The sequence below is a fragment of the Streptomyces sp. NEAU-174 genome (assembly GCF_052665095.1).
In genome coordinates this window covers 67,435-86,056 of sequence record NZ_JBQTCE010000027.1, presented here as the reverse complement: position 1 = coordinate 86,056, position 18,622 = coordinate 67,435, and the positions used below count along the sequence as shown (strand labels likewise).

Here is an 18,622-nt window from a genome sequence, read left to right as displayed (position 1 = left end):
CCCGTTGCGGATGGGGCTCCTGGTGCGGCGGTGCACCGGACGATGCGGCTGACTCCGCCGTGGCGATCGCCACGGCGGAGTCAGCCGCACTCGGGTCAGGAGAGGCTCTTGACGCTCTCGCGGACCTTGTTGGCGATCTCGGTCGGCAGCGGGGCGTAACCCAGCTCCTTCAGCGAGGTCTGGCCGTCCTCGCTGGCGACGTAGTTCAGGAAGGACTTGGTCGCGGGGAGGGTGCTGGCCTTGTTGCCCTTGTCACAGGCGATCTCGTAGGTGACCAGGGTGATCGGGTAGGCGCCGTCGGCCTTGGTGTCGTAGGCCAGGTCCAGGGCCAGGTCCTTGCCGGTGCCCTTGATCTTGGCCTCGGAGATGGCCTTGGAGGCGTTCTCGACGGTGGCCTGGACCGGGGCGGAGGCGCCGGTGTTCAGGTCGACGGTCTTGATGCTGTTCGCGGTCGCGTAGGAGAGCTCGAAGTACGAGATCGAGCCGGAGACCTGCTTGACCTGCGAGGAGACACCGGAGGAGCCGTCGGCCGACTGGCCGCCCTCGCCCTCCCACGCCTTGCCCGGCTCATGCGGCCACGCCTTGGGCGCGGCGGCCTTGAGGTACTTGGTGAAGTTGTCCGTGGTGCCCGACTCGTCGGAGCGGTGGAACGCCTGGATCTTGAGGCTCGGAAGCTTGGCGTCCTTGTTCAGCGCCTTGATCGCGGGGTCGTCCCACTTCTTGATCTCGGAGTTGAAGATCTTGGCGAGGACCTCGGCGTTCAGCGTCAGCTTGTCCACGCCGGGCACGTTGAAGCCGACGGCGATCGGGCCGCCGACCATCGGCAGGTCAATGGCCTTGCCGCCCTTGCAGACCTTCTCCGAGGACTTGACCTCTTCGGGCTTCAGCGCCGAGTCGGAACCCGCGAAGGCGGTCTTGCCCTGCAAGAACTCCTGGATGCCCGCGCCCGAGCCGGTGGCCTTGTAGTTGAGCTTGGTGTCCTTGCACGCCTCGCCGTAGGTCTTGATCCACAGGTCCATGGCGTTCTTCTGCGCGGAGGAGCCGGAGGCCAGCAGCTGCCCCTTGCCGTCGCACTTGATGTTGGAGGCGGCCTTGGAGTCGCCGCCACCACCACCGCTGTTGTCGTCGGAACCGCACGCCGTGAGGACAAGGGCGCCGGAGACAGCGAGGGCACCGGCGGCGATGGCGCGAAGCCGGTTCTTGCGCTGAAGCTTCACTTTCAGGAGTTCCTTCCAGAAGCCGCCGGTGGGGGACGGCGCGAGATGGGTGGAGCGCACTTGTTGTGGCGTGCGCCGGAGCCGTACTCGGCTCACGCTCAGTAGGGCCGAAATTAGGCAGATCAGGTGAAGCCGCCTGAGGGGGCGAGTTAACGGATGGTGAACCTCGGCCGTCAGTGTGGTGGCCATGTCACGGCCAGGTCACGGCTGGGTCGCGGCGAGGACGAGCCCCTTGCGGAGGTCGCCCGGGTCCCGTCCGACACCTGTGCGGCACCCGTCCGGTGAACCGGATCGGGGTGGCTGCCGGCGTAACCGCCGCGTGTCTCTGTCGGATTGCGGTACGGCATGTCACTATCCGTCCCTACGTGCCGGTACGTCAGGTCCGGCGCGCCAAGCGCTTCGCTGGAAGTGCCCCGACCTGCCGTCGATCGTCTGCGGCGCCGTCGTGGCTGGTCGCGCAGTTCCCCGCGCCCCTTCGGGGTGCCACCGAACCGCGGCCGACTTCCACCGATCCGCTCAGCGGGGACAGGAGCGCGCACGGCCGGAGCCGAACGAGAGGAGACCGCGGATGAGGCGGGACGGGAGAGGGAGGGGTGTGAGCGTCGCCGCGGCCACCGCGCTCGTCTGCGCGCTGGGACTGTCGGCCATGCCGGAGACGGCGTACGCCGCGCCAGGCGAGCCGGGGCCGACGCCGGGCGGCGGGGGCGGGACCGGTGGCGGCGGGACCGGGGACCGGAGCCTGGAGGCGGTCCGTCAGGAGGTCGAGGGGCTCTACCGCAAGGCGGAGTCGGCCACCGATGCGTACAACCTGGCGCGGGAGAAACAGGCCCGGCAGGAGAAGTCCATCCTGAGGATCGCCCGGGCCGTGGTGAAGGCCCAGAAGGAGATGGCCGGACTGCGCAAGCGGGCCGGGGCGATGGCCCGGGCCCAGTACCGCGGCGGCGGGATGCCCGCGGAGGCGCGGCTGTTCCTCAACGGCGACCCGGGTGAGTTCCTCGACGGCGTCACGCTCGCGCGCAAGGGCGAGAAGGCGACCCACGGTCTGATCGGCCGTCTGGCGCGCACCCAGGTGGCGCTGGACCGCTACGCCGAGTCGGCCTCCCAGGAGTGGGAACGGCTGGACCGGAGCCGGGCGAAGAAGGCGGCCGCGAAGAAGGAGATCCTGCGCAAGCTGGCCCGGGCGCAGCGGCTGGAGTCCCGGCTGGCGAAGGACGAGCGGGAGCGGCTGCGCCGGCTGGAGGAGGACAAGGCCCGTGGCGCGCAGGCGAAGTGGCTGGACACCGGGATACTGCGGGAGCTCGGCGGCGGCGCCACCGACAAGGGCGGGCGCGCGGTCGACTTCGCGAAGGACCAGCTCGGCAAGGACTATGTGTGGGGCGCGGTGGGCCCCAACACCTATGACTGTTCGGGGCTGACCCAGCGGGCGTGGGCGGCGGCCGGCCGGGCGATCCCGCGGACCTCGCAGGAGCAGTGGCGGCTGCTGCCGAAGGTGAGCGTGAAGGACATGCGCCCGGGCGATCTGATCATCTACTTCCGGGACGCGAGCCATGTGGGGATGTACGTGGGCGGCGGCGCGATCATCCACGCCCCCCGCCCCGGCCGTCAGGTGACGGTCGCGGGCGCGGGTTCGATGCCGATCCTGGGCGTGGTGCGGCCGGACGCGAGGTAGCACCGGCCACCAGGGGCTCAGGCGGGCGGCAGCTCGTTCAGGGCCGTCTCGAAGGCGTCGTAGGCGCGCTGGTCGAAGAGGACGAAACGGGCCTCGGTGACCGAAGTGTCCGTATCGCGCACGGTGGTGAGCGCGATCCGGGCCGCGTCGTCGAGCGGCCAGCGGTAGACGCCCGTGGAGACGGCCGGGAAGGCCACCGTATGGGCGCCCAGTTCATCGGCGACCCGCAGCGACGCGCGGTAGCAGGAGGCGAGGGTGGTCGAGCGGTCCTCGGTCGCGGAGAAGACCGGTCCGACCGTATGGATCACCCAGCGGGCGGGCAGCCGGCCGGCCGTGGTGGCGACCGCCTCACCGGCCGGAAGTCCCTTGCCGTAGCGGGATGCGCGCAGATCACGGCATTCATCCAGAATGTCGGATCCGCCCCGCCGATGGATGGCTCCGTCGACGCCACCCCCTCCCAACAGGGAGGAGTTGGCCGCGTTCACGACCGCGTCGACGCTCTGCTCTGTGATATCGCCCAGCGCCAGCGTGATGTTCGTCATCTCGGGATTGTCTCGCGGCCCGCCAAGTGCCGCATGACGTGCGGCATATGACAAAAGTCGGTGCCTGGAGGTCATTCCGTGAAACGGCCGCCTAGCGCTAAGGTCGCCTGGCAGTATCCGGTACCCGCGCCCTGACGCCGCTGAAACCGACCAGTCGGTGTGCGTACCGGAATCCCACTTGCGCTCCACCGGTCGGCGGGGCGCGCCCTCGGGGGGAGGGAAGGAATCGAGCGATGTCCGTACCCGTGCCGAGGCAACGGGAGGCACCGGCCCAGTCGGCCGGTCCCGCCACCCTGCCCGACAACGGGCTCACCCTGCTGGTGATCGAGGACGATCCGTCCGGTGCCTTCAACGTTCCCGAGATGCTGGATACCGAGGGTAACCGGGTCCGCATCCGTACGGCCCGCAATCTCACCGAGGCCAGCCGGCTGCTCACCGACGGGGTGCAGTGCATCCTCCTGGCCCTGCCGGGCCCGTGCCACGACGGCGTCGACTCGCTGGCCATGCTGCGCGACGTGCTGAGGCTCGCGCCCGCGCACGCCGTCCTCGTGCTCACCGCCGAGGACGACGCCGAGCGCGCCGCCGAGGCGGTGCGGGTGGGTGCCCAGGACTTCCTCTTCCGCGGCGAGCTGGACGGCCGGATCCTCAGCCGCGCCATCCGCTACGCCGTCGAGCGCAAACGCTCCGACCTCGCCCAGCGCCAGCTCACCGAGTCACGGCTGCGCGCCCAGGAGAACGCCCGGCTGGAGCGCGGACTGCTGCCCACCCCGCTGCTGGACGGCTCGGGGCTGCGCTTCGCCGCCCGCTACCGGCCCGGCCGCAGCCGGGCCCTGCTCGGCGGCGACTTCTACGACACCGTCCGGACCCCGGACGGCACGGTCCACGCGATGATCGGCGACGTCTGCGGCCACGGCCCGGACGAGGCCGCCCTCGGCGTGGAGCTGCGGATCGCCTGGCGCGCCCTGACCTTCGCCGGGCTCTGCGGCGATCAGCTGCTCGGCACCCTTCAGCAGGTGCTGGAGAACGAACGCGCCGACGATGAGATCTTCGCCACACTGTGTACGGTCGATATCTCCCCGGACGGCCGCCGGGCCGGGGTCTGCCTGGCCGGGCACCCCTCACCGCTGGCGATCCGCCCGAGCATGGCGCCGCGGCTGCTGCCCACCGACGAGAACGGCCCGGCGCTGGGCCTGCTGCCGAACGCCCGCTGGCCGCGCCGCGAGGTCGAGCTCGGTGCGGCGTGGAGCCTGATGATGTACACCGACGGGCTGATCGAGGGCCGCGTCGGGCAGGGGGTGCAGCGGCTCGGCCAGGAGGGGATGGTCGAGATCGTGGCGCGCCAGGTCGCGGAGGGACGGCGCGGTGAGGAACTGCTGGACGCGACCGTCACCGAGGTGCGGTCGCTGAACGGCGGGGAGCTGACCGACGATCTGGCCGTACTGCTGCTGGACCGCGGCTGACCGGCCGCGGCCCGTTGTGGGGTCGCTCGTGCTGAGGTCGCTCGTTTACGAGGGGCGCTCGCGCTGAGTTCGCTCGTGCTGAGGCCGCTCGTGCCCGCTGTCGGCCGTCGCGCCCGAGCCCGCTATCGGCCGTTGAAGGGGCCGTAAGGGCCGTCCGAGCTGGACCCGCGGCCGCGCGGCCAGCGGCGGCCACCGCCGGAGACCTGCCGCAGCGCGGGCCGGACGTCGACGATGTACACGATCGTCGCGATCAGCCCGATGATCGGCAGGAAGTCCAGGATCCCCATGAAGAAGTTCACCGCGGCCGCGAGGCCGAGGATGATCAACCAGAATGCCTTGGTCTGTTTGTCCGCCGCTCGATACGCGTCCTCCCGGCGGATCGCCGAGTCGACGAAGGCGAAGAGGCTGAAGAGGAGCAGGGCCCAGGAGACCCAGTACATCAGCTTGCCGAAGCCTTCAACCAGCACGCCGTCCACCGCCTAGAAGATATGTATGGGAAGCGTCTCTGCGGGCCACCGTACCCGCCCACCGGGCCGGGCACGCAGGCTATACCCGCCGTACCCGGCCCGGTCGTGGACGTGCGCGCGTCAGCCGGCCGACTTCGGCTCCGGCTTCTTGGCGGCGGTTGCGGGCTTGTTGCCGCGGGCCGGGGCCTTCTTGGCCTGGGAGGCCGACGAGGCCGCGGACGTCTGAGTGCCCGAGTGGCCGGAGCCGCTCGACGCGGCCGGGGTGGCCGGCTTGGCCGGGGACTTCGGCGCCTCCTTGGACGAGTCCATGGCGACCGAGTGCGACGGCGCCTTGGACCGGGCGGCGTGGCCGTCCCGCTCCCCCTTGGGCTCGATCGCGTCGGCGATGTCGACGACCTCGTCGGCCGCCTCACCGCGCCAGGTCCGCACGACCTCCTGGCCGTGCTCGGCCACCTCGTCGTACCGCTCCCGCGCCTTCACGGCGAGCTCGGCGGCCCGGCCCACACCCTGGAGGGCGAGCTCCTGCGCCGTGTCGCGCAGCCGCTTGATGTCGGTGTCGAGCGTGCCCAGCATCTCGGTGAGCTTGTCCTGGGCGCCCTTGGCCTGCTGGGAGACTCGCTCCTGCACGACCTTGGGGTCGGTGTTGCGCACCGCGTTCAGACGCTCCGGGGCCTCCGCGACGATCTTCTCGACGAACGACGGCACCTCCTTGAGCTTCTGGGCGGCGATGTCGGCCGTGCCCGCCATGAAGTACAGCGGGGTCGGGTCGGTGAGGGTCTTGCGTACGTCGTCGGTGATGGCCATGGTGATGGTCCTCCCGGATCAGTTCGAGGGTGCGGCGACGTCGGCGCCGGTGTCGGGGGTGTCGGAGGCGTTGTCCGAGGCGGTCTGGAGCCCGTTCTCCTTGCGGAAGGACTCGTAGATTTGCAGCAGGACCTGCTTCTGCCGCTCGTTGATCGAGGGGTCGGCGAGTATCACGCTGCGCACCTCGGTCTCTTCGCGGTCCCGCTCGTCGAGGATCCCCGCCTGTACGTACAGGGTCTCGGCGGATATCCGCAGCGCCTTCGCCAGCTGCTGGAGGATCTCGGCGCTCGGCTTGCGCAGCCCTCGCTCGATCTGGCTGAGGTACGGATTGGACACCCCGGCCGCATCGGCCAGCTGCCGCAGCGACAGCTGCGCGGTGCGCCGCTGCTCACGCAGGAACTCGCCGAGGTTGCCGACGTTGAGTGATGCCATGCCTCGATGCTGCAACAGGTGCGCTAACTATTGCAAGCATTTGCTTGCAATAGTGGCGCGTGTCATGCGGAGGCCGTCGGGTGTGAGGGCGTCGGTAAGGCCTCGTCGAAAAAATTCGTGAGGTCTGTCGATCCGGGCGGTGCCCGTTCGACGCAGGGGTGAGAGGCGGGGAAGCCCCCCGGCCTCCGTTCCGAAATCCCGATCACGTTCCGCATGAGGAGTCACCATGCCGCGCTTTCTGTCGATGATCCGCGTCGATGAGCAGAACGCCCCCGCCGAGGGCCCCAGCCCCGAGCTCATGGAGCGGATGGGCGAGCTGATCGAGGAGATGACCAAGGCCGGGGTCATGCTGGACACGGCCGGGCTCACCCCGACCTCCGACGGCACCCGGGTCACCTGGTCCGGCGGGAAGATCAGCTGCACCGACGGCCCGTTCACCGAGAGCAAGGAGGTCATCGGCGGCTACGCCCTGCTCCAGGCCAAGGACAAGGCCGAGGCCCTGGAGTGGACCAAGCGGTTCCTGCGGGTCCATGAGGAGTTCTGGACCATCACCTGCGAGGTCCGTGAGGTTGTCGAGCCCTGAGTCGGTAATGCTTGCTCCGTCCCCTTACGGCTGCTCTGATGGTGGTCGTGACGGCAGCAAGCCCGGCCGATGCGGCGAAAGCGGCGGAAAGCGCCCGGAGTGGCGCAACCGCTGACATCGCCGGAACGGTCGAAACGGTCTTCAGGATCGAGTCCGCGCGGATCATCGCAGGCGTCGCCCGCATCGTGCGGGACGTCGGGCTGGCCGAGGAACTCGCGCAGGACGCCCTGGTCGCCGCGCTGGAGCGGTGGCCGGAGTCGGGTGTGCCGAACAATCCGGGCGCCTGGCTCATGGCCACCGCCAAGCACCGCGCGATCGATCTCGTACGCCGTAAGGAGACCTACGCACGCAAGCTGGCGGAGGTCGGGCGGGCCCTGGAGGACGTCTCACCGCCCGATCCGGCGGATCTCGCCGGGACCACCGAGGACATCGACGACGATCTGCTGCGGCTGATCTTCACCGCATGCCATCCGGAACCCACGGTCGCCCAGCGCATCGTCCGGGCCAAACGGACGCTCGCCAAGGCCGAGGTCCCCTTCGAGGTGCCGTACGGCGACGACCGGACCGCCCGGCTCTCCTCGGTCCTTGAGGTCGTCTACCTCGTCTTCAACGAGGGCTACTCCGCGACCGCGGGCGACGATCTGGTGCGCCCGGCGCTGTGCGAGGACGCGCTGCGCCTGGCGCGGGTGCTGGCGGGGCTGCTGCCCCAGGAGCCCGAAGTGCACGGGCTGGTCTCGCTGCTGGAGTTCCAGTCCTCCCGGATCGCGGCGCGCACCGGCCCGGGCGGTGAGCCGGTGCTGCTCGCCGACCAGAACCGCACCAAGTGGAACCGCCTGCTCATCCGCCGGGGCGTCGAGGCCCTCCAGCGGGCGGGCCAGGGCCCGTACTCCCTCCAGGCCGCCATAGCCGCCTGCCACGCACGGGCGATCCGCTACGAGGACACCGACTGGACGGCCATCGCCGCCCTCTACGGCCGGCTGATGGCGCTGACCCCGTCCCCGGTGGTGGAGCTCAACCGGGCGGTCGCCGTCGCGATGGCGGAGGGGCCCGCGGCGGGTCTGAAGCTGGTCGAGGCGCTGGCGGAGGAACCGGTCCTCAAGGACTACCACCTGCTGCCGAGCGTCCGCGGGGATCTGCTGGAGCGGCTGGGGCGGCATGCGGAGGCCCGGGCGGAGTTCGCCCGCGCGGCGGCCCTGACCCGTAACGCCCGTGAGCGGGCGCTGCTGCTGGAGCGGTCGTCGGGCTGAGGTGATCTTGTCGGGCCGGTCCGAATTCGGAGGGCTGGGCTGATCTTGTGGTCGGGGCGAAAAGGTGCGCATGCTGCCCCATGACCTCATCCTTCTCAACCTTGATCTCATCGTCGTCCCCGTCGTCCCCGTCGTCCCCGTCGTCCCCGTCGTCACCGGCCGATCGGCTGGGCTTCGGGGCCATGCAGCTGCCGGGGCGGTGGGGCGGCCCCGTCGTCGAGCGGGCGACGGCCGTGGCGGTCGCACGGCGCGCCGTGGAGCTGGGCGCCCGTCATATCGACACCGCCGCCTTCTACTTCTCCGCCACCGAGCGGGCCAACGACATCCTGCGCGAGGCCCTGCACCCGTATCCCGAGCACCTCACCATCGCCACCAAGATCGGGCCGCTGCGCACCGCGACCGGGGAGATGTACGCGGAGGCGCGGCCGGAGCAGCTGCGGGGGCTGGTGGAGGAGAACCTGCGGCAGCTGGGCGTGGACGCGCTCGACCTGGTCCACCTGCGGGTGGGGCGGCTCAAGGCGGTGGGCGGGGTGCCGATCGGGGAGCGGTTCGGCGCGCTGGCCGCACTGCGGGACGAGGGGCTGGTGCGGGAGCTCGGGGTGAGCAATGTGAGCGCCGAGCAGCTCGCCGAGGCCCGCGCGATCGCGCCCGTGGCGGCCGTGCAGAATCGGTTCGGGGTGCTCGATCAGGCGGACGGGGCGCTGGTGGACGAGTGCGCTGCGGCCGGGATCGCCTATCTGCCGTTCTTCGCGCTGGGCGGCGGCCACACCGGCCTGGAGAGCGAGAACCTGCGGACGGTCGCGGAGCGGCACGGCGCGACCGCCCATCAGATCGCCCTCGCCTGGGGCCTCGCCCGCTCGCCCGCGATCATCCAGATCCCCGGCACCAGCTCACTGGCCCACATCGAGGAGAACATGGCGGCCGCGCGGATCGCCCTCGGCGAGGACGACATGGCGCTGCTGGAGCAGCCGGTGGCGTCGGCGGGCTGACGTCGGGCGGGACGGGCTGGGTTGGCCGGGCGGGACGGGTTGGCGGGGCGGGATGGGCCGTGACCTGGGCGCGAGGCCGTTGTCGTACCCCCGTGGTCGAATGTTGGAAGGCGGGCGCGGAGTGCGCCGACCGCGGGAGGTGGCCGATGTCCGGTGGGGCGAGCGGGGTGCGGGTGCGGCTCGAGCCGTGGGAGGACAGCGCGCTCTGCCTCGAGCTGCTGCGCCGCGTCAACAGCCCGGAGATGACGAGCCACCTGGGCGGACCGGAGAGCGAGGAGCAGCTCCTGGCCCGCCACCGGCGGTATGCCGAGCTGACCGGGCCGGGCGCCGGGCGGATGTACCGGGTCGTGCTTTCGGAGGGGGACGAGAGGGACGAGGGGGATGCGGGGGCCCAGACGGTCGGCAGCATCGGGTACTGGCAGCGGGAGTGGCGGGGTGAGTCGGTGTACGAGACCGGCTGGGCCGTGCTGCCGCCGTTCCAGGGGCGGGGGATCGCGGCCGCGGCCGCGAGGGAGGTGGCCCGGGCGGCCGCGGCGCAGCGCACCCATCGGTATCTGCACGCGTATCCGTCCGTTGGCCACCCCGCGTCGAACGGGGTGTGCCGCAAGGCCGGGTTCACGCTGCTCGGCGAGTGCGAATTCGAGTATCCGGTGGGGACGATGATGCGGTGCAACGACTGGCGGCTGGAGCTGTGGCCGCCCTCCTAGCCGCTCACGGCGGTCTGTGTGCCCTGGGCGTCGCCTTCGGCGGCCGGGGTGCGGGGTTGTGCGTAGTGCACGGAGAGGCCGGTGCGGCCCGGCAGGAGGTCGGGGCGGAGCACCAGGCGCTCGTCGTAGTCCCCGCCGTTCTGACGGCGGAACGGAATCGGCTCCTCGGTCGGCAGGGCGGCCAGCCGCTTCCGCAGCTCGGCGGCATGGGTTTCGTACACCTCGGCCGGGACCCGGTCCGCGCCGTACACCACATACGGCGGCAGTACGGACATCCCGCTGTACCAGAAGGTGCCGTGATGCAGCGGGAACAGCAGATCGCCGAGCTCGCCGTTGACACCGCGTGGCCCCACGGTGGCCTCGGGCGCACCGGCGGTCAGCACCACCATGGCGCGCTTACCGGCCAGTTTGCCGTCCCCGTAGCGCAGGGTGCGGCCGTCCGGCCCGACGACCCCGTACGCGAAGCCCTTGACGAAGACGCGGTCGAACCAGCCCTTGAGGATGGCGGGCATGCCGTACCACCACAGCGGGAACTGCACGACGAGCGCGTCGGCCCAGGCGATTTTCTCCTGCTCGGCGCGGATGTCCTCGCTGAGCGTCCCCGCGTCATAGGCCCGCCGTGAGGCGGACCCGACGATGAGGCGTTCGTCCGCGTCATGCCGGAAGTCGACGCCGTCGACCACGGGGTTCCAGCGCATCGCGTAGAGATCGGACAGCCGGTACTCATGGCCCGCCTCGCGCAGGGCGCGCAGTCCCTCGTCGCGCAACGCCGCGCTGAGGGAGCGCTGTTCGGGGTGGGCGAATATCCACAGCACGTTCATGCCCACCATGGTCGGAAACCGCCCCCGGGGCCGACGAGTGGCCGGATGGCCAGGATGTACAAGAATCTGGCCACCCCCCGTGGGTGTGCGGCGCGCAAGAGTCCGGGCGGTCGGCGCATAAGAGTCCGGGCGGTCGGCGCGCAAGAGGTCCGGGCGGTCAGCTCCGCGCGCTGATCAGCGCCTCCACCCCGTCGAGGATCCGCTCCAGGCCGAAGACGAACTCGTCGTCGGGGCCGCCCGGGGTGTCGAACTCCCCGGTCCGCAGCGCCGCCGTCACGGCCGGGAAGCGCTCGGCGTCGGTCAGCTTCTCCAGCAGCCTGGCCCAGGCCGCCATCGAGGACTCGAGGCTCTGCCCGCTGCGTCGATGAGCCGCCAGGATGTCGAAGGTCATCCGCGCCTCGTTCCGGACGAAGCCGCTGACCAGCATCAGCACGGAGACCTTCTCGCCCTCGCTGAGGTTGGTGCGGCGCAGACAGGCCAGTCCGCGCTCCATCCAGGCCACCGAGTTGGGCGTCGAGGGCGGGGCGCTGATCGGGACGTTAACCACCCACGGGTGGCGGGCGATGGCGGTGCGCACCGCCCAGGCCCAGTCGGTGAATCCGGTCCGCCAGTCCTCCGCAGGTTCACCGGGCGGGGGTGGGCCGTAGGCGGCGTCCTCCATCAGCGTCAGCAGCTCGTCCTTGGCCGAGACATAGCGGTACAGGGACATCGTGGAGACGCCCAGCTCGGCCGCGACCCGGCTCATGGAGACCGCGCCGAGGCCGTCCGCCGAGGCGATGCCGACGGCGGCGTCGACGATCCGGCCCAGGGTCAGGCCGGGGCGGGGCCCCTTGCCCGGGCGTTCCCGCAGTCCCCAGGCGGCCTCGATGCTCGCCGGCAGGCCGGTGCCGCTCTCCTCGGTGGCCATGGCCTCGGGGTCCTCCGTAGGTACGTGCGCTGATGGGTGGCTCGATTGACCGCCATCCTAGAGTTGTGTATAGCCTACGCAGTAACGTGTATGGCATACGCAGAAGGGGAGCGGGGGGAATCATGGCCCATCGACCAGCCATCGAGGCGAGCGGTCTCGAGAAGTCCTACGGGGCGGTGAAGGTGCTCAGGGGCGTCGATCTGTCGGTCGCGCCCGGCAGCGTCTTCGCGCTGCTCGGCCCCAACGGGGCGGGCAAGACCACGACCGTGCGGATCCTGGCCACGCTGACGCCACCGGACGCCGGGCGGGCCCGGGTCGCGGGCCTCGACGTCGTCGCCGAACGCCGCCGGGTCCGCCGCGTCATCAGCCTCACCGGCCAGTACGCCGCGGTGGACGAGATGCAGACCGGCGAGGAGAACCTGCGGATGATGGGGCGGCTGACCCGGCTCGGCCGCGCCGAGGCCCGCGACCGCGCACAGGAACTGCTGGAGCGCTTCGACCTCATCGGCGCCGCCCGCCGCACCGTGGGCACCTACTCGGGCGGGATGCGCCGCAGGCTCGACCTCGCCGCGGGCCTGGTCGGCCACCCCGAGGTGATCTTCCTCGACGAGCCGACCACCGGACTCGACCCGCGCAGCCGGCAGGCCATGTGGGAGGTGGTCAAGGGGCTGGCGGCGGACGGGGTGACGGTCTTCCTCACCACCCAGTACCTGGAGGAGGCCGACCAACTCGCCGATCGCGTCGCCGTGGTGGACGGCGGCCGGGTGGTGGCCGAGGGCACCCCGGCCGAGCTCAAGGAGCGCGTGGCCGGGCAGCGGCTGGACCTCGTGCTCGGCGATGTCACGGCGTACGAGACGGTCGCGCGCCAACTCGGCGTACGGCTCGTCTGGAGCGACGCCGACCGGCTGACGCTGGGCGTCGCGACGGACGGCAGCGCCGCCCAGGTGCGCGCCCTGCTCGACGAGATCGACCCCGGGCGGCGCGCCGTGGACCGCTTCACCGTGCACAGCGCCACGCTCGACGATGTCTTCATGGCCCTGACCGGCCATGACGCCGGGGGCGGAAGCCGTAGCGGCGAGGGCGGGAGTTCCATCGGTGAGGCCGCGGGGGAGAAGGAGGCGGCCGGTGTCTGACGCGATCGTGCTGACCGGCCGCACCATCCGGCTGAGCAGGCGCAATATCGACGCGGTGCTCACCGCCATGCTGCTGCCGATCATGCTGATGCTGGTCTTCGTCTACTTCTTCGGCGGCGCCATCCACACCGGCACCGAGTACGTCACCTATGTCGTCCCCGGGGTGATGCTGCTGTGCGCGGGCTTCGGCTCGGCCAACACGGCGGTCACCGTCTCCAATGACATGACCGGCGGCATCATCGACCGCTTCCGGTCGCTGGACATCGGCGGCACCCCGATCCTCGCGGGCCATGTGGCCGCGAGCGTGCTGCGCAACGCCGTCGCGACCGCGATCGTGTTCGGGGTGGCCTTCCTCATCGGCTTCCGGCCGGCCGCCGGTCCGCTCGACTGGCTGGCCGTGGCCGGGATCCTGCTGATGTTCATCCTCGCGATCTCCTGGCTGTCGGCCTGTTTCGGCCTGATCGCCAGGTCGCCGGAGGCGGCGGGCGGGTTCACCTTCCTGATGATGTTCCTGCCGTATCCCAGCAGCGCGTTCGTGCCCATCGACACCATGCCGGGCTGGCTGCACGGGTTCGCGGAGCACCAGCCGGTCACCCCGGTCATCGAGGCCCTGCGCGGGCTGCTGCTGGACCGGCCGGTCGGTGACAGCGCCTGGCAGGCACTGGTCTGGTGCGGCGGAATCCTGGCGGTGGCGGCCGGGCTGTCGGGCGTGCTCTTCCGCCGCCGCACCGGCTGAGCCGCAAAGCCGCCGCACCGGCTGAACCGCAAAGCGCCGGTGAACCGGCTGAGTCGCTGAGCCGGTGCACCGCAAAGCCGGTGCACCGCGTTCCCGGCGGCGCCGTCAACGGGGGTCGGCGCCGCCGGGCGGATCAGCTGCCGTACGGGGTGGTGGCGCGGGCCGTGCGCAGGGCCCGCGCCCACCAGGTGAGCTGGTCGAGCATCGCCCCGGCGGCGGTGTCCGGGCCCTCGGGCTCCTTCAGTCGGCCGTCCGCTCCGAAGAGCCCGCCCGCGTTGTGGAAGCTGACCGTGTCCCGGACGGTCACGGCGTGGACCTCGGCGAAGACCGGCCGCAGATGCTCGACCGCGCGCAGCCCCCCGGAGATGCCGCCGTAGGAGACAAAGCCGACCGGCTTGGCCTGCCACTGGGTGAAGTGCCAGTCGATCGCGTTCTTCAGCGGGGCGGGATAGCTGTGGTTGTACTCGGGTGTGACCACGGCGAACGCGTCGGCCGCGTCCAGCCGGGGCGTCACGGCCTCCAGGGCCGCGACGTCCTCGGGTCCGGGGCGGTGGGTGAGCGCCGTGGGCAGCGGGGTCTCGGCCAGGTCCACGACATCGACGGTCATATCGGAGCGGAGCGCCGCATGACCGGCGAACCAGTCCGCGATCTTCGGCCCGAAGCGGCCGTCGCGGGTGCTGCCGATGATGATGGCGAGCCGGATGGGGGAGTCGGTGTCGGTGGCGGACGCGGGCGTGGTGGTCGCCGTCAGAACGGCGGTGTCTGTCGTCATGGGACGAGCCTCGGACTTAAACAAAGGTTGAAGTCAAGCTACCCTCGGCATATGACGCAACTGACCTGGAAGACCCATGAGCTCACGGTCGGCGATCTCGCGCAGCGCAGCGGGGTGCCCGCCTCCGCGCTGCGCTTCTATGAGCGCGAGGGGCTGATCCACAGCCGCCGCACCTCCGGCAATCAGCGCCGCTACACCCGTGACACCCTCCGCCGCGTGGCCTTCGTCCGCTCCTCGCAGCGCGTTGGGATCCCGCTGGCGAGGATCCGGGAGGTCCTCGGGCTCTTCCCCGAGGACCACGTCCTCACCAAGGAGGACTGGGCCCGGATCTCGGAGTGCTGGCACGCGGACCTCAATGAGCGCATCGAACAGCTGGAGAACCTCCGCGACCACCTCACCGACTGCATCGGCTGCGGCTGTCTGTCGATCGACAAGTGCGCGCTGGCGAACCCCTACGACCGGCTGGGCGAGCAGGGCACGGGCGCCCGCCGGCTGCTCAAGTCCAGCTGCTGAGCGCCGGGCGGCTCAGAAGCCATCGGGGCACCAGGGGCGGCGCGGGGTGCGCAGCAGCCGGTCCGCCAGCGCGGCGGCGCCCGGGCGCTCCTCGGCTATCCGGCCGAGCGCGGCGAGCCGGACCGCCGACTCGTCGCCCAGCCACAGGGTGCCCAACTCGCCGATGTCCATGGTCAGATCGGCCGGACGACCCGTGGTCGCGCACGCCGCGCCGTCGCGGCCCGCCTCCAGGAAGAAGCGGCCCCCGGCCAGCCCGGCGGCATCGCGCAGCTCGAGCACCAGCGAGCCCTCGGCCGGGTACGTACGGGTCTCCAGCAGCTGGGGAACATCCAGCGGGCGCAGCCACAGCCAGTCCGCATACATGGTGACCTGGGCCGCGCGGGGATCGCCGAGCAGCAGCGGAAGCAGATCGTCCGGGGCGCGTCGGCCGGTGTTGACCCGGGTCACCCAGTCGACCGAGAGCAGAAAGTGCCACAGCGCCCGCTCGGCGGCCGGGGTGACCGTGGTCAGCTCGAGCATGGTGGCGGTGTTGTGCGGTCGTTTGTTGCCCTCCCAGCGGTCGTCCGCCGTATAGGCCAGCAGCCCGTCCACCGAGCCCTCGGGGGAGCGGTAGAGCACATAAGAACGGCTCGGTCCAGGGGCGGTTGGGGTACTGCCGCTGACCGGTGTTGATCCGCCACCAGATGTCCGGGCGGTCGATGACGCCGTGCTGCTGGGCGCGCAGCCGCTCATGCAGGGCGGGGCCCAGCTTCCGCACCTCGTCGGCGTCGGCGAAGTCGACCCGGCCGCCGTCCACCGGGGCCGAGTGGCGCGGGTCGAGGCCCGCGCGGGGGACGTCCACCTGCCATTCGGTGATCCAGGTGGCCGGGCCGAAGCCATACCGCCCGTAGATCGGGTACTCGGCCGCGATCAGGGTGGCCACGGCCTCGCCCCGCTCCTTGGCGGCGCGCAGATCGTGCTCCATCATCCGGCTGAGCAGCCCCCGGCGGCGGTGGGTGGCCGACACCGCGACATTGCTGATCGCGTCGGCCGGGACATCCGCCCCGCCGACGGCCGTCAGCCGCTGTGCGAAGCTGCGGAAGGTGGCCACACAGCGGTCCCCGTCGAAGACCCCCTGCGTACGGGACAGATCCATCTGCTCCCGCCGCAGCTCCACCTCCTCCTTCGGCGCCTCCGGCGGGCGCAGAAAGCCGGTGTTGAGCGCGACGGTCCAGTTGGAGAGGTCGGAATCTGCGAGGGGGGTGCGGAGTTCGAGGGCCATGCGCACACGCTAAGCGTCCGTCGCCACCGGCCGCACGCCGATTTCCACAGCCCTCGGACCAGGTACTTTCATCACACCGCACCCTGTGGATGGCTACGCCAGCAGGTCGTCCACCTGCGCCTCTCCCTCGCGGTACCGGCGGGCGATCTCGGTGCTACAGCCGTCCGCCGTGCGCTGGAGCTCCTGCCGCCGCCGCGACACCTGCTGCTCATGGCCGACGAGGCGGGCCATCGCGCCGTGCAGCTCCTCGTCCGTACGGGCCCGCAGATCGGACAGGCCCACATCGGCCAGCATCTCCTCGGCCAGCCGCTCGTACTCCGCGTCCTGCGGCGTCCCGAGCGTGACATGCCGGGCCGAGGAGCGGTGCCGTGGGGGGAGGTCCGCGAGGATCTCCGGCAGCCGGTCCACCAGCGCGGTGTGCGGCTGGGCCGCGGCCGCCGCGGGCGCCGGGTCACGGCGATGGCCCAGCTCGGCGCGGAGGATGTCGATCCGCCCCTGGAGCAGTCTGCGCAGATAGCTCAGATCCGCCTCCTCGCGCTGTGCCGAGCGGCGCAGCGCCCGCAGCTCCGGCAGCCGCAGAGTGTTCAGACCGCTCGCCGCCGCGGATGTGGATGTGGATGTGACGGCCGGTGCCGTCACGGCGGCGGAGTCGGCCAGCCGCCCGCCGCGCTGGATCGGTGGCCGTGGCGGCAGCAGGCCCTCGGTGGCCATGGGCTGGCCGGTGCCCGATGTGGTCATTGGTGTCCGTCCCCTCCAGCGATGCGTCGTTCTCGCAGTTCCTGCCCGCCTGCACCGCCTGCACGCATCGTGCCACCAGTGATGCTCCCTGTGCAGCGGCCATCCACCCGATCGGCCCCGGATGGACGCACGGCATGATGGTCGCCATGCGTGCTGTGGTACAGAGGGTGGACGGGGCGAGCGTCGTCGTGGACGGCGAGACGGTCGGCGAGATCGTCGGTGAGGGGCTGTGCGTACTGGTCGGGGTGACGCATGACGACACCCCGGAGAAGGCGGCCCAGCTCGCCCGCAAGCTGTGGTCCGTAAGGATGCTCCACGACGAGCGGTCGTGCTCGGACGTGGACGCTCCGCTGCTGGTCATCAGCCAGTTCACGCTCTACGGCGACGCCCGTAAGGGGCGCCGTCCCACCTGGAACGCGGCGGCGCCCGGCGGGGTCGCCGAACCGCTCGTCGACGAGGTGGTGGCACAGCTGCGGAAGCTGGGCGCACACGTGGAAACGGGCCGGTTCGGAGCGGCCATGAAGGTCTCGCTCACGAACGACGGCCCGTTCACGGTGCTGGTCGAGGTCTAGCCGAACCGGTCGAGGTCTAGCCGAACCGAGAGGTCCGGCGGACCGGCGGTGGGTTCACGGCTCGGCGGACCGGCGGTGGGTTCACGGCTCCACGACCGTCTCCTGTGCGGCGGCCGTGGAGTCCGCGATCAGGTCCGCGTCCACCGGCACATTGCGCTTGACCAGCGCGAGCGCGATCGGCCCCAGCTCGTGGTGGCGGGCCGAGGAGGTGATGAACCCCAGCTGGCGGCCCTCCTCGCCCTCCGAGGCCAACCGTATGGGCGCGCCGTGGGACGGCAGTGCCACCTCGCTGCCGTCGAGGTGGAGGAAGACCAGCCGGCGCGGTGGCTTCCCCAGGTTCTGCACCCGGGCGACGGTCTCCTGGCCGCGGTAGCAGCCCTTCTGGAGATGGACGGCGGAGCCGATCCAGCCCAGCTCGTGCGGGATGGTGCGGTGGTCGGTCTCCAGGCCGACCCGCGGTCGGTGGGCCTCGACCCGCAGCGCCTCGTACGCCAGCACCCCGATCGGCGGGCCGCTCGCCTCGGCGAAGGCGGTAAGGCGCGCACGGGGCAGGAACAGGTCCCGGCCGTGCGGGGTCTCGCGGACGACGGCGTCCTCGGGGGCCTCGGTGATGCTGCCCGCCGGGAGGTGGACGACCGCGTACTCGTCGGTGCGGTCCGCGATGTCCACCCGGTAGAAGAACTTCATGCTCTCCAGGTAGGCGATCAGATCGCCCTGGCTGTCGGGCTCGACATGGGCCCAGGTGGTTTCGCCGTCGTCGACGAGGTAGAGCGCGTGTTCGATGTGGCCGTGGGCGGAGAGGATCAGGGCTTCGGTGGCCTGGCCCGGCGGTAGTTCGCTGACGTGCTGGGTGAGCAGCAGATGCAGCCAGCTGAGCCGGTCGGCACCAGTGACCGTGACCACTCCGCGGTGCGAGAGGTCCACGAAGCCGGTGCCGTCGGCGAGCGCGCGCTGCTCGCGGAACAGGTCGCCGTAGTGGGCGGCGACGCCTTCGTCGGGGCCCTCGCCGGGGACGGCGCCGGGCAGCGACAGCAAAGGGCTCTTCATGAACT

General features: G+C 71.3%; 20 protein-coding genes and 1 pseudogene. 10 read left to right on the top strand and 11 right to left on the bottom strand.

Annotated elements, in window-relative coordinates; all coding sequences use genetic code 11:
• Nucleotides 1-95: 95 nt before the first annotated feature.
• Nucleotides 96-1,217 carry a phosphate ABC transporter substrate-binding protein PstS gene (pstS, locus tag ACT2CW_RS46150; RefSeq protein WP_164432132.1) on the bottom strand — a complete coding sequence of 374 codons (1,122 nt, stop codon included), beginning with the start codon at nt 1,215-1,217 and terminating at the stop codon, nt 96-98.
• A 568-nt stretch (nt 1,218-1,785) separates the two neighbouring features.
• Between pstS and ACT2CW_RS46145 the strand changes: the two genes are divergently transcribed.
• Complete coding sequence (locus ACT2CW_RS46145; RefSeq protein ID WP_445520904.1) at nt 1,786-2,886, top strand: NlpC/P60 family protein; 1,101 nt, start codon at nt 1,786-1,788, stop codon at nt 2,884-2,886.
• A 17-nt stretch (nt 2,887-2,903) separates the two neighbouring features.
• Here ACT2CW_RS46145 and ACT2CW_RS46140 read toward each other — a convergent pair whose 3' ends face one another.
• Nucleotides 2,904-3,428: an O-acetyl-ADP-ribose deacetylase gene (locus ACT2CW_RS46140; protein ID WP_445520903.1), complete on the bottom strand. Its 525-nt coding sequence runs from the start codon at nt 3,426-3,428 to the stop codon at nt 2,904-2,906.
• 233 nt (nt 3,429-3,661) lie between these two features.
• Here ACT2CW_RS46140 and ACT2CW_RS46135 point away from each other — a divergent pair, with 233 nt between their 5' ends.
• On the top strand, nt 3,662-4,888 hold the full coding sequence (locus ACT2CW_RS46135) for a PP2C family protein-serine/threonine phosphatase (protein ID WP_445520902.1): 1,227 nt from the start codon (nt 3,662-3,664) through the stop codon (nt 4,886-4,888).
• A 122-nt stretch (nt 4,889-5,010) separates the two neighbouring features.
• Here ACT2CW_RS46135 and ACT2CW_RS46130 read toward each other — a convergent pair whose 3' ends face one another.
• The 3 genes from ACT2CW_RS46130 to ACT2CW_RS46120 all read right to left on the bottom strand — a co-directional run bounded on the left by ACT2CW_RS46130 (nt 5,011) and on the right by ACT2CW_RS46120 (nt 6,591).
• The gene (locus ACT2CW_RS46130) at nt 5,011-5,355 is read right to left on the bottom strand and encodes a DUF2516 family protein (protein ID WP_037955086.1); all 345 of its coding nucleotides are present in this window, start codon (nt 5,353-5,355) and stop codon (nt 5,011-5,013) included.
• Between the two features lie 120 nt (nt 5,356-5,475).
• Nucleotides 5,476-6,159, bottom strand: coding sequence for a hypothetical protein (locus ACT2CW_RS46125; RefSeq protein WP_086885630.1), 684 nt, complete (start codon nt 6,157-6,159; stop codon nt 5,476-5,478).
• 18 nt (nt 6,160-6,177) lie between these two features.
• Nucleotides 6,178-6,591, bottom strand: a complete 414-nt coding sequence (locus ACT2CW_RS46120) for a helix-turn-helix domain-containing protein (protein WP_037954988.1) — start codon at nt 6,589-6,591, stop codon at nt 6,178-6,180.
• A 226-nt stretch (nt 6,592-6,817) separates the two neighbouring features.
• Between ACT2CW_RS46120 and ACT2CW_RS46115 the strand changes: the two genes are divergently transcribed.
• The 4 genes from ACT2CW_RS46115 to ACT2CW_RS46100 all read left to right on the top strand — a co-directional run bounded on the left by ACT2CW_RS46115 (nt 6,818) and on the right by ACT2CW_RS46100 (nt 10,117).
• Nucleotides 6,818-7,174, top strand: a complete 357-nt coding sequence (locus tag ACT2CW_RS46115; protein ID WP_086885451.1) for a YciI family protein — start codon at nt 6,818-6,820, stop codon at nt 7,172-7,174.
• A gap of 38 nt (nt 7,175-7,212) precedes the next feature.
• Nucleotides 7,213-8,421: an RNA polymerase sigma factor gene (locus tag ACT2CW_RS46110; protein WP_445520901.1), complete on the top strand. Its 1,209-nt coding sequence runs from the start codon at nt 7,213-7,215 to the stop codon at nt 8,419-8,421.
• Nucleotides 8,422-8,525: 104 nt separating this feature from the next.
• The gene (locus ACT2CW_RS46105) at nt 8,526-9,410 is read left to right on the top strand and encodes an aldo/keto reductase (RefSeq protein WP_445520915.1); all 885 of its coding nucleotides are present in this window, start codon (nt 8,526-8,528) and stop codon (nt 9,408-9,410) included.
• 146 nt (nt 9,411-9,556) lie between these two features.
• A complete protein-coding gene (locus tag ACT2CW_RS46100; protein ID WP_445520900.1) occupies nt 9,557-10,117 on the top strand; it encodes a GNAT family N-acetyltransferase in 561 nt (186 codons plus the stop codon).
• Here the strand turns inward: ACT2CW_RS46100 and ACT2CW_RS46095 are convergent.
• Nucleotides 10,114-10,938 (bottom strand): NAD(P)H-dependent oxidoreductase, encoded by an 825-nt coding sequence (locus ACT2CW_RS46095; protein ID WP_445520899.1) that lies wholly within the window; start codon nt 10,936-10,938, stop codon nt 10,114-10,116. The two genes, ACT2CW_RS46100 and ACT2CW_RS46095, sit on opposite strands and share 4 nt — an antisense overlap.
• A gap of 157 nt (nt 10,939-11,095) precedes the next feature.
• Entirely contained in the window at nt 11,096-11,845 is a 750-nt protein-coding gene (locus ACT2CW_RS46090) for a TetR/AcrR family transcriptional regulator (protein WP_445520898.1), read from the bottom strand.
• Between the two features lie 122 nt (nt 11,846-11,967).
• Between ACT2CW_RS46090 and ACT2CW_RS46085 the strand changes: the two genes are divergently transcribed.
• A complete protein-coding gene (locus ACT2CW_RS46085; RefSeq protein WP_445520897.1) occupies nt 11,968-12,978 on the top strand; it encodes an ATP-binding cassette domain-containing protein in 1,011 nt (336 codons plus the stop codon).
• A complete protein-coding gene (locus tag ACT2CW_RS46080; protein ID WP_182470053.1) occupies nt 12,971-13,714 on the top strand; it encodes an ABC transporter permease in 744 nt (247 codons plus the stop codon). The genes ACT2CW_RS46085 and ACT2CW_RS46080 overlap by 8 nt, the downstream gene beginning before the upstream one ends.
• A 133-nt stretch (nt 13,715-13,847) precedes the next feature.
• On the opposite strand, the gene ACT2CW_RS46075 is transcribed toward ACT2CW_RS46080, so the two are convergent.
• Complete coding sequence (locus tag ACT2CW_RS46075; protein WP_138914554.1) at nt 13,848-14,486, bottom strand: NADPH-dependent FMN reductase; 639 nt, start codon at nt 14,484-14,486, stop codon at nt 13,848-13,850.
• A gap of 51 nt (nt 14,487-14,537) precedes the next feature.
• Here ACT2CW_RS46075 and soxR point away from each other — a divergent pair, with 51 nt between their 5' ends.
• Nucleotides 14,538-14,999, top strand: a complete 462-nt coding sequence (gene soxR / locus ACT2CW_RS46070; protein ID WP_037955001.1) for a redox-sensitive transcriptional activator SoxR — start codon at nt 14,538-14,540, stop codon at nt 14,997-14,999.
• A 12-nt stretch (nt 15,000-15,011) separates the two neighbouring features.
• Here soxR and ACT2CW_RS46065 read toward each other — a convergent pair.
• Both ACT2CW_RS46065 and ACT2CW_RS46060 read right to left on the bottom strand, forming a co-directional pair.
• Nucleotides 15,012-16,260 (bottom strand): annotated as a pseudogene (locus tag ACT2CW_RS46065) (GNAT family N-acetyltransferase).
• Between the two features lie 93 nt (nt 16,261-16,353).
• Nucleotides 16,354-16,998, bottom strand: coding sequence for an RsiG family protein (locus ACT2CW_RS46060; protein ID WP_445520896.1), 645 nt, complete (start codon nt 16,996-16,998; stop codon nt 16,354-16,356).
• Nucleotides 16,999-17,144: 146 nt separating this feature from the next.
• Between ACT2CW_RS46060 and dtd the strand changes: the two genes are divergently transcribed.
• Nucleotides 17,145-17,570 (top strand): D-aminoacyl-tRNA deacylase, encoded by a 426-nt coding sequence (gene dtd, locus ACT2CW_RS46055; protein WP_164432079.1) that lies wholly within the window; start codon nt 17,145-17,147, stop codon nt 17,568-17,570.
• Between the two features lie 81 nt (nt 17,571-17,651).
• On the opposite strand, the gene ygfZ is transcribed toward dtd, so the two are convergent.
• Nucleotides 17,652-18,617, bottom strand: coding sequence for a CAF17-like 4Fe-4S cluster assembly/insertion protein YgfZ (ygfZ, locus tag ACT2CW_RS46050; RefSeq protein ID WP_164432081.1), 966 nt, complete (start codon nt 18,615-18,617; stop codon nt 17,652-17,654).
• Nucleotides 18,618-18,622: the final 5 nt, after the last annotated feature.

What these genes read in the sequence shown, in the direction of transcription:
- ACT2CW_RS46145 (WP_445520904.1), top strand. Translation starts at nt 1,786, where the DNA reads ATGAGGCGGGACGGGAGAGGGAGGGGTGTGAGCGTCGCCGCGGCCACC.
- ACT2CW_RS46140 (WP_445520903.1), bottom strand. Translation starts at nt 3,428, where the DNA reads ATGACGAACATCACGCTGGCGCTGGGCGATATCACAGAGCAGAGCGTC.
- ACT2CW_RS46135 (WP_445520902.1), top strand. Translation starts at nt 3,662, where the DNA reads ATGTCCGTACCCGTGCCGAGGCAACGGGAGGCACCGGCCCAGTCGGCC.
- ACT2CW_RS46125 (WP_086885630.1), bottom strand. Translation starts at nt 6,159, where the DNA reads ATGGCCATCACCGACGACGTACGCAAGACCCTCACCGACCCGACCCCG.
- ACT2CW_RS46120 (WP_037954988.1), bottom strand. Translation starts at nt 6,591, where the DNA reads ATGGCATCACTCAACGTCGGCAACCTCGGCGAGTTCCTGCGTGAGCAG.
- ACT2CW_RS46115 (WP_086885451.1), top strand. Translation starts at nt 6,818, where the DNA reads ATGCCGCGCTTTCTGTCGATGATCCGCGTCGATGAGCAGAACGCCCCC.
- ACT2CW_RS46110 (WP_445520901.1), top strand. Translation starts at nt 7,213, where the DNA reads ATGGTGGTCGTGACGGCAGCAAGCCCGGCCGATGCGGCGAAAGCGGCG.
- ACT2CW_RS46100 (WP_445520900.1), top strand. Translation starts at nt 9,557, where the DNA reads ATGTCCGGTGGGGCGAGCGGGGTGCGGGTGCGGCTCGAGCCGTGGGAG.
- ACT2CW_RS46095 (WP_445520899.1), bottom strand. Translation starts at nt 10,938, where the DNA reads ATGAACGTGCTGTGGATATTCGCCCACCCCGAACAGCGCTCCCTCAGC.
- ACT2CW_RS46090 (WP_445520898.1), bottom strand. Translation starts at nt 11,845, where the DNA reads ATGGCCACCGAGGAGAGCGGCACCGGCCTGCCGGCGAGCATCGAGGCC.
- ACT2CW_RS46085 (WP_445520897.1), top strand. Translation starts at nt 11,968, where the DNA reads ATGGCCCATCGACCAGCCATCGAGGCGAGCGGTCTCGAGAAGTCCTAC.
- ACT2CW_RS46075 (WP_138914554.1), bottom strand. Translation starts at nt 14,486, where the DNA reads ATGACGACAGACACCGCCGTTCTGACGGCGACCACCACGCCCGCGTCC.
- soxR (WP_037955001.1), top strand. Translation starts at nt 14,538, where the DNA reads ATGACGCAACTGACCTGGAAGACCCATGAGCTCACGGTCGGCGATCTC.
- ACT2CW_RS46060 (WP_445520896.1), bottom strand. Translation starts at nt 16,998, where the DNA reads ATGACCACATCGGGCACCGGCCAGCCCATGGCCACCGAGGGCCTGCTG.
- dtd (WP_164432079.1), top strand. Translation starts at nt 17,145, where the DNA reads ATGCGTGCTGTGGTACAGAGGGTGGACGGGGCGAGCGTCGTCGTGGAC.
- ygfZ (WP_164432081.1), bottom strand. Translation starts at nt 18,617, where the DNA reads ATGAAGAGCCCTTTGCTGTCGCTGCCCGGCGCCGTCCCCGGCGAGGGC.